Annotated in this window: 13 protein-coding genes; 6 read left to right on the top strand and 7 right to left on the bottom strand. The window is 42.9% G+C overall.

The window, feature by feature from the left end; all coding sequences use genetic code 11:
- Positions 1-23 precede the first annotated feature (23 nt).
- The 5 genes from L4D20_RS18795 to L4D20_RS18775 form a co-directional block, all read right to left on the bottom strand.
- On the bottom strand, positions 24-437 hold the full coding sequence (locus tag L4D20_RS18795) for a GFA family protein (protein WP_428803120.1): 414 nt from the start codon (positions 435-437) through the stop codon (positions 24-26).
- A gap of 151 nt (positions 438-588) precedes the next feature.
- A complete protein-coding gene (locus tag L4D20_RS18790; RefSeq protein WP_428803119.1) occupies positions 589-909 on the bottom strand; it encodes a heavy metal-binding domain-containing protein in 321 nt (106 codons plus the stop codon).
- Positions 910-1,114: 205 nt separating this feature from the next.
- On the bottom strand, positions 1,115-4,297 hold the full coding sequence (locus tag L4D20_RS18785) for a discoidin domain-containing protein (protein WP_428803118.1): 3,183 nt from the start codon (positions 4,295-4,297) through the stop codon (positions 1,115-1,117).
- A complete protein-coding gene (locus L4D20_RS18780; protein WP_428803117.1) occupies positions 4,242-4,571 on the bottom strand; it encodes a hypothetical protein in 330 nt (109 codons plus the stop codon). Before L4D20_RS18780 ends, L4D20_RS18785 begins: the two co-directional genes overlap by 56 nt.
- 84 nt (positions 4,572-4,655) lie before the next feature.
- Complete coding sequence (locus L4D20_RS18775; protein WP_428803116.1) at positions 4,656-4,802, bottom strand: hypothetical protein; 147 nt, start codon at positions 4,800-4,802, stop codon at positions 4,656-4,658.
- Between the two features lie 230 nt (positions 4,803-5,032).
- Between L4D20_RS18775 and L4D20_RS18770 the strand changes: the two genes are divergently transcribed.
- A complete protein-coding gene (locus tag L4D20_RS18770) occupies positions 5,033-6,802 on the top strand; it encodes an SgrR family transcriptional regulator (RefSeq protein WP_428803115.1) in 1,770 nt (589 codons plus the stop codon).
- A gap of 139 nt (positions 6,803-6,941) precedes the next feature.
- Positions 6,942-8,279 (top strand): helix-turn-helix transcriptional regulator, encoded by a 1,338-nt coding sequence (locus tag L4D20_RS18765; protein ID WP_428803114.1) that lies wholly within the window; start codon positions 6,942-6,944, stop codon positions 8,277-8,279.
- Positions 8,280-8,287: 8 nt separating this feature from the next.
- Here the strand turns inward: L4D20_RS18765 and L4D20_RS18760 are convergent, their stop codons facing one another.
- On the bottom strand, positions 8,288-8,743 hold the full coding sequence (locus L4D20_RS18760; RefSeq protein ID WP_428803113.1) for a DUF2141 domain-containing protein: 456 nt from the start codon (positions 8,741-8,743) through the stop codon (positions 8,288-8,290).
- The gene (gene opgC, locus L4D20_RS18755; protein ID WP_428803112.1) at positions 8,744-9,859 is read right to left on the bottom strand and encodes an OpgC domain-containing protein; all 1,116 of its coding nucleotides are present in this window, start codon (positions 9,857-9,859) and stop codon (positions 8,744-8,746) included.
- A 254-nt stretch (positions 9,860-10,113) separates the two neighbouring features.
- On the opposite strand from opgC, the gene L4D20_RS18750 reads away from it, so the two are divergent.
- From L4D20_RS18750 to L4D20_RS18735, 4 genes are all read left to right on the top strand, one after another.
- Positions 10,114-11,271: a DUF481 domain-containing protein gene (locus tag L4D20_RS18750; RefSeq protein WP_428803111.1), complete on the top strand. Its 1,158-nt coding sequence runs from the start codon at positions 10,114-10,116 to the stop codon at positions 11,269-11,271.
- Between the two features lie 314 nt (positions 11,272-11,585).
- Positions 11,586-12,515: a hypothetical protein gene (locus L4D20_RS18745; RefSeq protein WP_428803110.1), complete on the top strand. Its 930-nt coding sequence runs from the start codon at positions 11,586-11,588 to the stop codon at positions 12,513-12,515.
- Between the two features lie 14 nt (positions 12,516-12,529).
- Positions 12,530-13,207 carry an adenylate kinase gene (gene adk, locus L4D20_RS18740; RefSeq protein ID WP_428803109.1) on the top strand — a complete coding sequence of 226 codons (678 nt, stop codon included), beginning with the start codon at positions 12,530-12,532 and terminating at the stop codon, positions 13,205-13,207.
- A 178-nt stretch (positions 13,208-13,385) separates the two neighbouring features.
- Positions 13,386-14,390 (top strand): helix-turn-helix domain-containing protein, encoded by a 1,005-nt coding sequence (locus L4D20_RS18735; protein ID WP_428803108.1) that lies wholly within the window; start codon positions 13,386-13,388, stop codon positions 14,388-14,390.
- Positions 14,391-14,409 lie beyond the last annotated feature (19 nt).

Here is a 14,409-nt window from a genome sequence, read left to right as displayed (position 1 = left end):
ATGTAATGGTGTTAACGGTTTGCTTAAGGCTGCTTATCAAAGACTTTTACGCCTTGTGGAATGTCGTACCAACTTTGCTTTTCGCTCACCCAAACATGAACTGTTGGCTCGAATAGAGAATCGTCTTCTAAATCGGTTGGTTTCAACTTCAATTTTAGCGTTGAAAGATCGGCCGGGTTAAAGTGGTAAACGCGATTGCCACAATCAGGACAGAACTTAGCGCTGTTCTTATTGCCGCTGTCAGCAGGGCGAGTCCACTCTTTTAACTCCCCTTTAAATTCTATCGCGTCTGTTGGAAATACAGCGGTGACGCTAAAAGGGCTAGTTGATAACTTCTGGCACTCTTTACAGTGGCAAGCAAGCACAAGATTAGGGGCTTGCTTTATTTGGTAGGTGAGTTGCCCGCATTGGCAACTGCCCGAAATTGGGTATGTCATTATTAATTCCCTTTAATGAGTGATGTAGTGGTTGATTTTTACCCACTGTAGCACAGGAGAAAGACATTAAAAGCGGTTTCACCCTAAGATGATAGGACGTTAAATTGGTGGGAAGAAACCGAGTTATGAGATCATTATCGGGGAGTTACTGTTAATCGACGACGACTGCCGTGCCGCTTGCTGAAACCATTAACATGCCATTGGCTTGACCAAGGACTTCATAATCAATATCCACACCCACCACAGCGTTTGCGCCGAGCTCTTTCGCTTTCATCTCGAGCTCTTGGAAGGCAATCAAGCGCGCTTTTTCTAACTCTCTTTCGTAAGTGCCAGAACGTCCACCAACCATATCGCGGATACCTGCAAACATATCTTTGAATAGGTTGGCGCCTAGTATGGCTTCGCCAGCAATGACGCCCTTGTAAGCGACAATTCGTTTTCCTTCGACGGATTGGGTTGTGGTAACAATCATATTACTGTCCCTTTGTTTATGATGAATTTAACGTGTGAGTAGCAAGGTTAGGTTAGCTTAGTCGTGACGATCTGACTGTGAGGAGGTTTGTGTATTGGCTCTTCGATGGCTAAGCGCCTTGTTGTAGCAAGGCGCTTTTATTAGGCAAGTTCCGTTTATTCTAGACAGGCTTCGCCTATTTCAGTCGGTATTCGTTCAGACAGTATTAGTGAATATTTCGACCCCAAAGCTGAATTTCGTTGAAGTTATTCCAGGCATTTTCTCCATTTCCATTACAGACAAAGCGTACGTAACGAGCAGCAAGCTTATCGACAGGGTAGGTTGTCATTACTTCATTGGTCACAGAAGTAGTGACCTGCGCAACATCGCTGAAGTTGATGCCATCGGTACTAGTCTGAAGGGTAAAGTAATATGGTCTCTCATTGCCTTTCGTTTGTGACCATTGGATCTCGGTGAGCTCGTAGCGAGTATCTAGCTCTAGGGTATAGGTAACACCTTGACCTTCACCAGACCAACGAGTTTCTATATCGCCATCAATGGCATTATTAGTATCTCCTGTGCCGTTTGGATTTTCTTTGGAAGCTGTAGCGCTGACGGGAATTAACTGGTGTGGCAGTGCATCTGCATAGACGTAAAGCTCTGATAAATTGAGGTATTCAGTCGTAATAGGATTACTCTCTATACGCACATAACGAACAGGCAGAGTTGAGAAGTCTCTTGGTGCTCCTTCAAATAGGTAGTGGTCCTGTATTGGTAACGCATCTGAACGCCATAGCTCATTGCGTGAGGCATCCAGCAGAATCATGTAGCCACCCTCAAGTCGTTTACTGTCACTGGTGCGATTTTTGAGGTGTATGGCATTGATGTACACATCTTCAAGAAGGTCCACTTCAACCCACTCTTCGAGCTCTTTATTGGTTTTCATGTAGTTAGATGCATCACCGTCAACTAATCGGTCAGGTGTATACGTCCCCTTATTAACGGATGAAGCGATGGCTGGTTTTCCAAGCGCGACATTGGTCCCGAACAGTTCTTCTAGCCGCTCGGTGTTGATGCTGCGAAGGGCCATGTACTCTTCCCAAGTTAAAGGTTCAGCAAGTATGTTATTGCTGAGATCCAATTTGACGGCAGTGTCAGGGATCCATCCCCCTCCTATTGGGCTACCAAATTGAGCGGCAATGTAAGTGTTGTCTTTATCTAACCACTCATCAGATACGTCGCCAGCGTGGGTTTCAGAAGGGTAGGGGATATAGTCAGGTTGCTGCTCTTTTTCCATGTACACACGATAGGGCTGTGGCCATGAGTCGATATCAAGCAGCATATAAGAGGTTGAGCCTGCGTTAAAAACCTTGCCACCAAAGTGAAGGTCAAAATGTGTGCGTTCTCGGCCGTTGAGTGCTGTGTCAGTGAGTTCACCAAACTGTATATCACCTTGAACAATAGAGGTATGGGCGTAATTCCAACGTTTATGAAATTCAAAGTCGACCACGTTGTTTGAATAGGCGTTGGTGAGTATTGATGTCCCTTGGCGCTCGGTGAGTTGATAGCCAACTTCCATTCCCTCAATGTGCATATTGTCTAAACGTATTGAACCTGCATTACCAAATTTCTTAATGCCAATACCTGAAGGGTTGTCTAGGTCGCCGATCATGACAAAATTGCTGTAGTCGACGCCCCCAGCATACCAGCGGGTATCGCCAGTGCTTATGGTGTGGGCGACAACGCCATCGATGTCCCCTGATCCTCGTTCATCTTTGAGTGCTGTTGGTCCGCCATACACGATTAAGTTTTCATACAAGCCACGGACCCCACTTTTTTCTACTAAGGTGTACGCATCTACGTATTCTTGGTCATTGTATTTATCCGTGAGGTGCGCAATCGAGCGGGTATCAATTAAGTTATCGCCCGCATTGTCGATAAGCTCTTTCCATTGGTGGATACCCACATGAGCAAAACCAGAGGCGATATTACCGTCCATTCTAATCATGCGAGATTGAACCCAGAAGGCACTACCAAAGTGACCGAGATCTTTGCCTTTGCTACCAAGCCCGTGGCCTCTTACGCCCAGCCCTGGTGTTTTACTCCCAATGGAAAGCATGGCGATGTTGTCATCAAAGCGGCCTAACTCATCACCCGCTTCAGAGGCAAACCCTGCGCCCATCGTATTAAAGGCAACGTTATGTTCAAATTCGCCATAACTGGAGTGGTTTACAAAGCCCCAAGCGGTTGAACCGTCAACTGCACTCCCTAATACATAAGCCGGTTGTCCTGCACCACCAGCGCGGTGTAAATGGAAGGGGTATCGTGCGATTGGGTTAAGCCCAATGGTGTAGTTCCCAAGTTCATCAACGGTGGTATTGTTCTGGCCCCAACGTTTGTTGGTGCGCCCCATATTTTTAAATGCGGTGAATGCAACATCAATGGCATTAGAGTGCATCATCATGATGTGACCACGCTTGGTGAACTCTTTGGTGTTGTAGCTATCGGTGTGTTCAACAAAGACTTCTTCATTACCAGCAAAGGTTTTGAAGGTAATGTTACGAGTCAGGTTAATCACATGAGCGGTGAGCACGAGATTTTCTTTGGTGTGCCTTGGCAAGAGGTGGTCGTAAATCAAAGGGGCGTCTAATGTTAGGCTAGTTCCATCAACCGCCGCGATGGTGCGTTCTTCTTGCTGATTATTATCCTGTGTAATGCCCGCGACAACGATTCGGTCTCCTATTTTCCAATTGAGAGGGGCTTGTTCAAGGGCTATTACACTATCTCCAGCTAGCGCCTGTCGAAACTCCGCTACTGGTGATTTGTCTTCACCGTGTGTTCTAACTGCCCCCATTGCGACCAGACCAAGGCCAAGTTTATAGGGATCAAACCTCGGGTTGCTGGGAGTATCGGTAATAAACCCAAGATCGGCGTAATCTTTAAAGATGATCGTCGCCTGTTTATTCTGGGCGATCGGATCGCCATGATGGCCGATCTCAAGAAGACCGAGACGAGTCACTACGATCGTGTCGACGATCATCTCCGTGTCCGCTTGAGTTGCAAAGGTCAATACCCCGTCGATCCGAATTGTATCGTGTTCAATGCTGCTTTTTTGATTAAATTCAACGGTATGCCCAGCAGAAATAATCACTCGAGATCCACTGGTTGGAATGCTTCCACCCCATGTTTCAGGGGCGAACCAAGAACCTGATGTGACGGAAATATGGGTCGCTTGAGCGTCACTCACCATATTTAAAACGGCTTGGTGTTCTCGCATCATATCTTCACGCATGTCGTGTCTTTCATCGGGGACTAAACTTGCGATATGACGATGCTCATCAATACCGATTGCGTTAACGCTGAACGATATTATTAATATTATGGGTAGCCAACTGACGTGTATCTTCATCCTTTTCTCCTTGGATTTTTCGGTAGAGCTTTCCGTTATCTCTAGGTGCTTGAGCTGTTTGCCATCGCTGTTTTTCAGGGCAAGGGGAATCGTTTTCTAGAACGGCCGTAACAGATAAGCCTGTGTATCTTGTGAGGTCATCGAGAATATTGAAGCCACTCGACTGATATGAGTCTAGGTTGGTATTTACTAGTGGGTGATATAACAATTGAGGTATTTCTTTGAAAGGTAATCTACTGCCCAGAACCAATGTAATAACAGGATCTAGTTTCATAAAGAAAGCAGTATTGAGTAGACGGGTGGGGGAGGAGCGTGTCTGGCTCAATACTGCGTATTTGTGGGCGCCGTATTTCTTGGTTTATTGAAGCTCGGTCTGCTGCCAGTGACATAGTTCAATCAAGGCCATGATCATCGCCTTTTCTAACCAGTTATCACTTACCTTTAGTCGCTCGAAGTAGTGTGTAACTAAAGGGGCGTTATTTTGTTGATAAGATTTTGAGCACATCGCTTTTCTCCTTCTCTTAATGACCTCAACAGTTTGAGGCTCAAAGAGGAAATGAAAAACAGAGTAAATTTACATTTATTGTTCCTATTTTATCCGGTTTAGTTGGGTAACTGGTTGTATTTGGCGATTTTGGGATGAAATGAGGAACAACATGCAGGTAAGTGTTCTGCGTTTTTATGACAAATTTTCGCTAAAATAGGAGTATCAACCTAACTGATAAGGCTTAACTAGTGTCTGATTTGAATCTATTACGTTATTACACTCGTTTAACACCGCTTGGTGTGGGAGTGGAGATAAAAACAGCATTGGTCGATATCTCTGAATCGCTATTTACTAGTTTGCGCCACGCTCGAAATTTATTAAATCAAATGCAAGATTTAGGTTGGCTGACTTGGGAGCCTAAAGCGGGTCGTAATAAACGATCGAGCTTGATATTGAACCTAGAGCTCGACGTACTTAAAAAACAACTGGCCGCTGAGCGAGTTCGGGCTGGAAAATATGAAAAAGCACTCAATATTTTAGATAACGATAAAGTTGAGTTTGGCCGTTTATTACAGAGCACGTCAGGTGCTTCTATCCGTGAAGGGCAACTGCATATTCAGTTAACCTATAAACGGCCATTTGAACGTTTAGTCCCTCATCAATTGCAGCGCAGTAGTGAGCGTTATTTGTTGCGTCAGATCTATTGTTGTTTGGTGGCAAGTGGTTTTGATGGTCACGTAGAGCCCCAGTTGGCACACCACTGGGAGTATGACTCTGAACGCTATCAATGGACTTTTTATCTACGTCCAGGCCTGACATTTCATGATGGTTCTTCTATTGATTCTGATGCCATTGTCAGCTTATTTGCAAAGCTTTCTAGCCTTAAAGAATATCAAACAGAGTTAGCGCACTTAGAGAATGTGAATTCCCCACAGCCACTGAAAGTCGTGTTTACGTTATCAGAACCAGACCGAGGTTTTGCAGGCCTGATCTCGGGCGTTCGGTACGCTATTCAGCCAACGAGTCAGATCAACTCTGCAGCATCGTATTCCGTTGTAGGAAGTGGCCCGTTTGAGGTTGCTGAACACTCTCATGAAAAGCTACGTTTACAAGCTTTTGAACGTTACTACGCCTGCCGAGCCTTGACGGATAAGGTGACAATATGGCTGCTTAATGAACCCCAGACCAAGCCAAGCTTGATCGAAACAAATCAATTAGCGTCGATGAATGGCAAAGAGTGTCAACATTATGTGTCTTATCATGTTGGGGATGAACGTAATGATGAAAATGAGATACATCGAGGAATAAAGCACAGCCGAATTGAAGATGGCTGTATGTTTGTGTTGTTTAATCAAAGTACGAAGACTTTTTTAAATGAACAGCAACGGCGATACCTTTCTAGCGTCCTTTCTGCGCAGAATGTGTATAAAGAAATGCGCGAGCAAAAAAGCTTGTTCGGTTGTGAGATAGCAGGGAATTTACTACCGATGTGGCATACGACTCTACGCCCATTTCGAGTCGAAACCGCTCTTCCCAAATCATTGTCGATTGCTGTCTATGATTACACAGCGTTGAAAAGTTGTGTCTACGGTATACAAGCTCTTCTCGAGAAACTCGGTGTTAGCGTAGTAGCAAATACTTACTCATACCGAGATCTGGCTGAACGCTCCGCTGCGGGAGAGTTAACTGAAGAGCTCGTTATTACCAATATTAACTTGGACGATAATCGTCATGCCTCCGCCTTTGGTTGTTTATTCAATAACCCAACGCTGCACAACTCAATTGGATTGTTAGCCAGTGAATGGTTAAGTCAGTCGTTAACGGTATTACGTGCTCAAACAGAGTTAAAGGATTATCTCAATGCCCTTGAGCCCATCGCATCGACACTCATTTCTGAATGCTACTTGTTGCCATTGTTTCATCATCGGCAAACGCTCCGTTTTCACGGGGTGCTAAAGGATGTCGAGCTAACCAATTGGGGCTGGCCTGATATTCGAAATGTATGGTCTGCGAATTAAAATATTGTGGTTAGTAGAGAGCTATTAGGGTGAATGATCGAGCTGCTCGTCTTTATTTTGTTTCATCATCTTTTGAGCACTATCGAAAAATAGAAGCTTGATTTTGTAGTTTGATTATCTATCGGGCAATCTTGGGCGCATGAGACAGTTTACTTTTATCATGCGTATTGTTGATTCGATTGAATTGATGCTACCGAGAAAGCTCGATGTGACGAAACTAGCTCAGCAGCTGAATGTCAGTAAATGGCACTTACAGCATGAGTTTAAACGTTATACGGGAATGTCCGTAGGACACTACTATCGCGCTCGTTTACTCTCACTAGCGGCAATTGAAATTGCTAATAGTGATAAGAGGTTAATCGACATTGCCCTCGAGTTTGGTTTCGATAGCCACGAAGCCTTTTATCGTGCGTTTAAAAAGCAGTTTCATGTCTCGCCAAAGCACCTAAAATACTCATCACGATTTGCCGAATTCATTTTCGAGTTGCCCATTACGCCGGCTTACCTTACGTTTGTTTCAACGATGGAAGCTAGCCCTCCAGTACGTTCAGTGTTCTCTTCTACTCGGGTTCAGGGCGTACCTGAGGTATTTCTTTCAATTTCGATCTGTGGTGATGAGTTTAGTGTGCCATTGAAAAAATTATGGTCTGAATTTGAGCAAGCAACAGACGGCTGGAATCATCAAGATAGAAAGTACTACACATTAGAATATCGCAACAATTGCACTTATCTTTCAGGGCTATTTCAAATGCTAGTGGTTTGTGATGGACTACCAGAAGAAAGTAAGCACACGCTAACAGAAGTCACCTTACCTACCAGAGACATGTGGCAGTTTAGAGTAGAAAATGTCGAATCTATTGCTGTTTTTTTTCAATATCTTCATTTGGTTTTTATGCCCAAACATCAGTTTACGGTAAAAGCTTTACCTATTATTTGGCACCAACAACCCGATGGCGTTTTGATATGTTCTATTGAACTACTGGCGCAGCAAGAAAACACCTTACCGAAGAGTGTACTTGAATTGGGCACTAAGCTCGTTACACGGCCTTTGCAACAAGGGGCACTCGATTCTTATCAAATTTCTTCTCATTGTGTGCTTAAACATCAACGACTCTCTGAAGTCATTACCCATTTTAAATCTAAACAACAATTGATTAATTCGGGACTTGGGGCCATTTTGATTGGGCGAGATGAGCAAGGCGTGTTTGAGCCAAAACACGATTATGACAGCGCTTTTTTTGAGTTTTCACAAGGGAGTGGTCAAGTACTACCCGCAAGTTATTTGCAGTGTAAATTGCAAGGAACAGTCAGGGAAATAGGCGATGATCTTGAGATGCTCTATTACTACTATTTGAGCGAGTCTCCATTTTATTTAGTACGAGGCTATGAGTGGATTACATCATTGATCTCTATAGGTCCAAAAAGTGAGGATCAAGAGTGGCAAATGGAACTCTTGATCCCAGTTAAGAAACGTTAGATCGACTATCAATATCGATAATCGATCATCTGTATCTCTTGAGTATTATTTTCGGTAACCTCAAAACCAATCATCGCGAAAGTGGGGGGACCTTGAAGAATTGGGTTGTTTGAAAAGCCAAGCGGCTCTTGTGGCACAACACCAGCCATAGTGAGTTGTCCATTGTTATCAATGTCTTGATAAACATGTACCGAGTAATACCCTCCTTTCAAGTTTTGAAACATAATGGGATTAGAGAATTCACTCATATCTATGTTCCTCTCCTCCAGTATCTGATCATTTTGCTGATGCAGCTCTATTCGAACGATGCCACCTTCATCTGTGGTGTTGGATAGGTTTACTGCCAAAGTATGTAACTTTGAGCTATCGGCTAGATTGAGATTATCGAGGTTTTGTAGTTGCTGGGCTGACTGGTCACAGCCCATTAGCCCAATAGTGATCATTGGTAATAGTAAAAATTTCACTTATGTACTCCTGTTAAATGTGAATCGACGAATTGTTAAGTGTTTTTCTCTAATAAGAGGGGGGATAAAGAGCAGTAGAGCAACGGCTACCAGCATCAAGTTGTAATGGGTAGCACTTTGAATGAATAGGCGTGATAAAGGCGCGAGCGTAAAAATGACGACATAGTGCCAAGCAAACACGGGTAGAGAGTGACGACCGAGCAGTGCGAGAGGGCGAAACGTTAGATAATGAGGTTTATGGTGAATAACGTAGCTGATTAAATAGATAAGCATTGCTAGGTTTAATACTCTCAACCAACCGAGCGTAGGCTTGTTTGCGAGTTGATAAAGCGTGCCTTGATGAACCCCAAAGGCCTGAGCGAAAACATTATGATGCGTAAGAAAAATAAACGTCGCGATTATCGCTGTGACGATTAGCGCGCTTTTGTATTTAAACCATTGGATTGAAAGGTGGTGATGACTGTAGCCAATACAGACCCCCATGACGAATGGGAGTTGCCAAGCTAGCCAGCTAAAGTAACCAGTATTGATTGGTGTTAACGGTGCAACTTGAGCCGCCCAGACTGATGCGTCAACCCACGAACTACTCAACCACATGACAAGGCTTATAGCGACGACTAAGAGCACTTTCCCTCGGTATAATAGCGTGATAACGAGCGGTGCAAGCAGCATAAACGCGATGTACATGGGTAAAATGTCAAAGTAGGCGGGTTTGTGGATCATTAAAAGAATGAGTGGCGTTGCCAGTTCAGGCTGTCTGGTGAGAAATGGAAACATCGAGTGAATAAAAGAAGGATCGATTGACCATAAATAGGATAGGGAAAAAGATAGCATGATGATGAGAATCAGTGAGGCAACATGATAGCTGTAGAGCTGCTTTACCCGAGTAAATAGTGAGCGGGTAACCTGAGTAGCTGAAGGTCGACAATAGATCAGTCCAACCATTAGTCCCGAAATAAAGATAAACCCTTCTGCCGCTCCTACTTGACCGAAAGGCTGTAGCGTTAATCGCTGAACAACGGACCACCCTCCGGTTATCCAAATGTAATGATTGATGGCCATACAGAGCAGTAATAGCCCTCGAACTGAGTCTATGGCGTGGTTCCTTTTCATCATTTTCTCCGTCTATTGCAAAGCGAGATATGTCCTCGCTTATCTGTTACTGATAAGGCTAAAGAGATGAATAAAATAAAACTGACTTATTGTGTGGTTTCATCAACCTAGCGGATCTCTTGTCACACTTTTTACACTCTTCTGTCGGAGCATCTAGCGAATGTGCCAGTATGAGTTGGGATTGGGTACTTTTTGAACGTACGAAAGGGAAGGGTGATTTGGTCGAATTAGAAAAGGTTTATCGCTAGGTTTAATAGATGAAAAAACAACAGAGATACACATTTCAATATCCATTACTAAGTATGTTGCTTTGCGCCCCAGTTGTTGCGGAAGATAAACGTGTTTCAACTAACCTGCCCGAAGAGAGCGAGATATCTACCTCTGTTACACCTATTCAGCCAACGGTAACGATTGAAAAAGATCAAGGTTGGATGCAACTCACCTCGGGTGAGATTTTGCTTGGCAGCTTAACGGGAACGGTTCAGGAAGATCAGAATTCGTACGAGCTTGTTATTGAATTTGATAGTGATGAACTTGGTGACGTTGAAATCGATGTCGAAGATATTGCCGTTCTACAAACTGCGGATACTTTTCGAGTTCGTCTTGTTAACGGGGAAACTCACGAAGGACGCTTGACCATCGTTGGCGATAAGCTAACGATTCAAAATGAGAGCTTGCACGTATACCCTGTGAGTTTAGTTGTCTCAATCTATAGCAGCGTTGAATCAGAACTAGAACGCTGGGAAACGGACCTGTTCCTCGGTGCTAATTTTAGTAAAGGAAATACCGATGAGTTGTCGGTTTCAGGAGAGGTGAGCGGTAAAAGACAAACCGTCAGCTCGCGTACATTACTTAAATACATTGGTAATGTGACTCAATCTTCTGGCGAAAAAACCGCTCAGAATCATCAGTTTGATGGTTCTTACGATATTTACCTGAGTAATCGGCTGTTCTTTCGTCCAATCAAAGCAACGGTCAACAGTGACAAATTTCAAAACATCGATTACCGAATTAACGCCTCAATGCAGCTCGGTTACTTTATTATCACTCAATCAGATTTAGAGTGGGATGTCTCGCTTGGTCCTGGTTTTCAATACACGCAATTCGATACGGTACTGGAAGGGGAGAACGCCTCAGAAAACAGCCCAACAGTTGTGTTCTCTTCTGATTTGGAATACGAACTCACTAAAGACATCGACTTTAGTCACACTTACGACTTGAACTGGGCTAGTAATGCCTCGGGCGGGGTTCGCCACAGTAATCACTTTAGTATTGATATGGAGTTGGTGGACGATCTCGATTTTACCGTCAAATTCATTTGGGATCATAACTCAAACCCTAAGGTTGATTCTGATGGCAATATTCCGGATCGAAATGACTACAAGCTCAACTTTGGTCTGACATTCGATTTCTAAAGTTTCAATATCCATCCCCCTTTCTTATGTCAAAATACCTATTCATCACCTGATACTTTATCGTCATAAAGTATGCAAATTCCCGCTTTCCCTTAGGTTTAGTTCATTATCCCGAGATATCAAATCTTGTATGTATTTCTACGCTCAACATTTTCAATAATACATTTTTAAATAAAAGTGTCAGTTTAACTCAGGGTTTGAGATCTGGCTTTGAGTTTTCTATTAACCTTGTCATTAATATGGATAAAGAAAAATACACGACACAAGCCAAATGATAGGTGTTGTTCTTCACCGAAGTAGAGCAAGGAGTAATAATGGAAAATAATATTATAAAGCGAGCAGTAGAAGTCAGATGTGGTAGTTCAATATTGTCTACAGTGGTAATTTCGAGCTTTTTATTAACGACACTATTGATATCTAATGTTGCGGTTGCAAACCCTGAGGTAACATCGAGAGAGTACAAACTAATGCTTGATAAAAAGCAGTTTAATTTCTCTAACGAAACTCAGAAAGTCGATCTTTTTTTTCGTCAGATGAAATCTGCTGTTGAAGCGGCGATTGAACGGGAGGTCTCTGGAGAGCACGAACTCGCGAAAGTTCGTGAGGTTTCATTTTTTGATACCCCAGGCAGCTGCGTACTACGAAAAAATGGTTACTCTTACCGGGATCGTATTGATCACGGTGAGTCTACTACGTCATTAAAATTCCGTAGTCCGGATCGCTATATTGTTGGTTTTGAAGATGTATCTTCTATAGCCGATGGAGCGAAAAGTAAGTTTGAACTTGATATTGGTGCAAACCCTACTAATCCATTTGTGGGCGTCTACAGTGCTTCTACAAAACAGCCTAATAGTGAAACGGTTATGACGATGGGCGACATTAATCGTTACTTTACTGGCTTTGCTTCACGCTACGATTTTGATGATTCTCTTGTCTTGAGCCAAGTTAGTGACTTATTGGTTTATGAACGTGTATATCGAGGAGTTGAGATTGATCTTGGAAAATTCGATGCTGAAGTTGATTTAACTCTTTGGTACCAGGAAAACCCAACTAATGGCTCTAAACCAATCGTTGCAGAAGTCTCATTTAGTTATGAGGATAAGAAGGCAGAATATACGAGAAAAGTAGTAAATAGAGCTAAGACCGCTTTTGAGGCTATATCAAACATGAGCCCTTGGGTCGATGTTCACTCTCAAACAAAAACAAGCTTTGTATATAATTACGATGCAAACTTTTGTCATTAATGGAGGGTAAGCTAATGAAAGTAATGTTAATTGGTCCCCCGGGTTCTGGCAAAGGAACGCAAGCAAATGTGTTAGAGCAACGTTTTAATATCCCTCAAATTTCAACGGGTGACATACTTAGAAATGAGCTTAAAAAAGAGTCAGAACTTGCTTTTAAGTTAAGGCAACAAATGAATCAGGGCGAGCTTGTGGATGACGATACTGTCGTGTCTATTGTTAGATCCAGACTTATGGAGACCGATTGCCAACATGGCTTTATTCTTGACGGTTTTCCCCGCACTATTGCACAAGCTAAGAAGTTAGAGCAGCTTGGTATTAAGATAGACATAGTCGTTGAGCTAGATGTGAGTAGAAAGATTATTGTTGATCGCTTATCTGGCCGACGAATACATGAAAAATCGGGTCGTACTTATCATCTAAAATACAACCCACCTATCATTGAGGGTTTAGATGATAAAACAGGTGATCCGCTACTTCATCGAAGTGATGATCAATCCAATGTCATTCAACATCGCCTTTCTGTTTACCATGAACAAACATCACCTTTGGTTAAGTACTATCAACATATCTCAGATGAAACGGCGATGCCGTACATTCACATTGATGTCGAAGACTGGATGCTTAAAGGCGATGTAACCGCCCAATTGCTTGAGAAACTATATTGTATTGAAAACAAATACTGTCCGTATTGATTCGTTTTACTGTTCGAAGAGAGCGAATAATAAGCAGCCTAGCCACAATATAGGCTGTTTTTTTTTGTTTTTTGATTGAGTACAATCATTTAGCTTCAGTAAGCTGTAATATCATTTTCTGTAGAGTAAAAACTATCAATTGATTGGCGATAGTAATGTGAGGAAGAGCAGAGGCATAATGAAAGATGAATCGGTTCGATCAAAACTGGCATTTTTACGCTTGGCTGAAGAGCTAGGTAATGTATCGAAGGCCTGCAAGATATACGGCTATAGTCGAGATAGTTACTATCGACTAAAGAAACTCTATGAGCACGGTGGTGAAGCGGCTCTAGTGGAACAGGTTCGAGATAAGCCACTGCTCAGAAATCGAGTATCGAAAGAGATACAGAGTCAGTTGCTTGAGTTTACCTTTGAACACCCTGAACTGGGGCAAAAGAAAGTATCCGAAAAACTGAGTGAAATGGGTTTTGCTATCTCTCCAAATGGCGTTCGATCCGTTTGGTTGCGTTATGATTTAGAAACCAAGCTTAAACGTGTTACTGCTCTCAAAGTAAAAGCCGATCGAGGTGAGTTCATGCTCTCCTCTAAACAATTAGAAGCAATAGACTTACTGACAAACAGCCTGAATAATGAATCCGGACAGCTTGCCACTAGTGGTCCAGGCGATTTACTAATTCAAGATTGTATAAAGTTTGAATACTTCCCTCAATTTCCAACCATCTACCTACATATTGCTATTGATAGCTATAGCCGTTTTGTTATTGCTCAGTTTTCTGAAGATAAAAGCCCACGCTCAGCGCGCACATTTCTACGTACTAAAGCGCTCCCGCTAATGTCATCCCATGATATTAATGTTGAACGCATGCTTACCGATCGGGGAGCCGAATTCTTCACTGCAGGAGATGGCAATGAGTATCAAGATTACTTATTACAACACGACATTCAACACTTAAAAATAAAGGCTTATAATAGCTCTAAAATCAATGGATTGTGCTTCGAGTATTATCAGTACATTCTCGCTCACTTTTGTAGTCAAGCAGCGAGACAACACCGCATTGATACACTGAGTGACCTTGCTACTGTATTTGAGGAGTGGCTAGAGTTGGATAATACAACGCGCTCGGATACAAGTGCCTACTGTTTTGGCAAAACTCACTATGAGACTTTATTAAGTAACCAGTAAGCTATGAGACCTTATTAAG

This window comes from Vibrio kyushuensis (assembly GCF_050337325.1).
In the GTDB taxonomy this organism is placed as follows: domain Bacteria; phylum Pseudomonadota; class Gammaproteobacteria; order Enterobacterales; family Vibrionaceae; genus Vibrio; species Vibrio kyushuensis.
Note: the sequence above shows the minus strand (reverse complement) of the source record. Positions and strands in the feature narration are given on the sequence as shown.

Bases quoted from the DNA above. Each gene is read 5' to 3' on its own strand.
- L4D20_RS18795 (WP_428803120.1), bottom strand. From the start codon at position 437: ATGACATACCCAATTTCGGGCAGTTGCCAATGCGGGCAACTCACCTAC.
- L4D20_RS18790 (WP_428803119.1), bottom strand. From the start codon at position 909: ATGATTGTTACCACAACCCAATCCGTCGAAGGAAAACGAATTGTCGCT.
- L4D20_RS18785 (WP_428803118.1), bottom strand. From the start codon at position 4,297: ATGAAGATACACGTCAGTTGGCTACCCATAATATTAATAATATCGTTC.
- L4D20_RS18780 (WP_428803117.1), bottom strand. From the start codon at position 4,571: ATGAAACTAGATCCTGTTATTACATTGGTTCTGGGCAGTAGATTACCT.
- L4D20_RS18775 (WP_428803116.1), bottom strand. From the start codon at position 4,802: ATGTGCTCAAAATCTTATCAACAAAATAACGCCCCTTTAGTTACACAC.
- L4D20_RS18765 (WP_428803114.1), top strand. From the start codon at position 6,942: ATGAGACAGTTTACTTTTATCATGCGTATTGTTGATTCGATTGAATTG.
- opgC (WP_428803112.1), bottom strand. From the start codon at position 9,859: ATGATGAAAAGGAACCACGCCATAGACTCAGTTCGAGGGCTATTACTG.
- L4D20_RS18750 (WP_428803111.1), top strand. From the start codon at position 10,114: ATGAAAAAACAACAGAGATACACATTTCAATATCCATTACTAAGTATG.
- L4D20_RS18745 (WP_428803110.1), top strand. From the start codon at position 11,586: ATGGAAAATAATATTATAAAGCGAGCAGTAGAAGTCAGATGTGGTAGT.
- adk (WP_428803109.1), top strand. From the start codon at position 12,530: ATGAAAGTAATGTTAATTGGTCCCCCGGGTTCTGGCAAAGGAACGCAA.
- L4D20_RS18735 (WP_428803108.1), top strand. From the start codon at position 13,386: ATGAAAGATGAATCGGTTCGATCAAAACTGGCATTTTTACGCTTGGCT.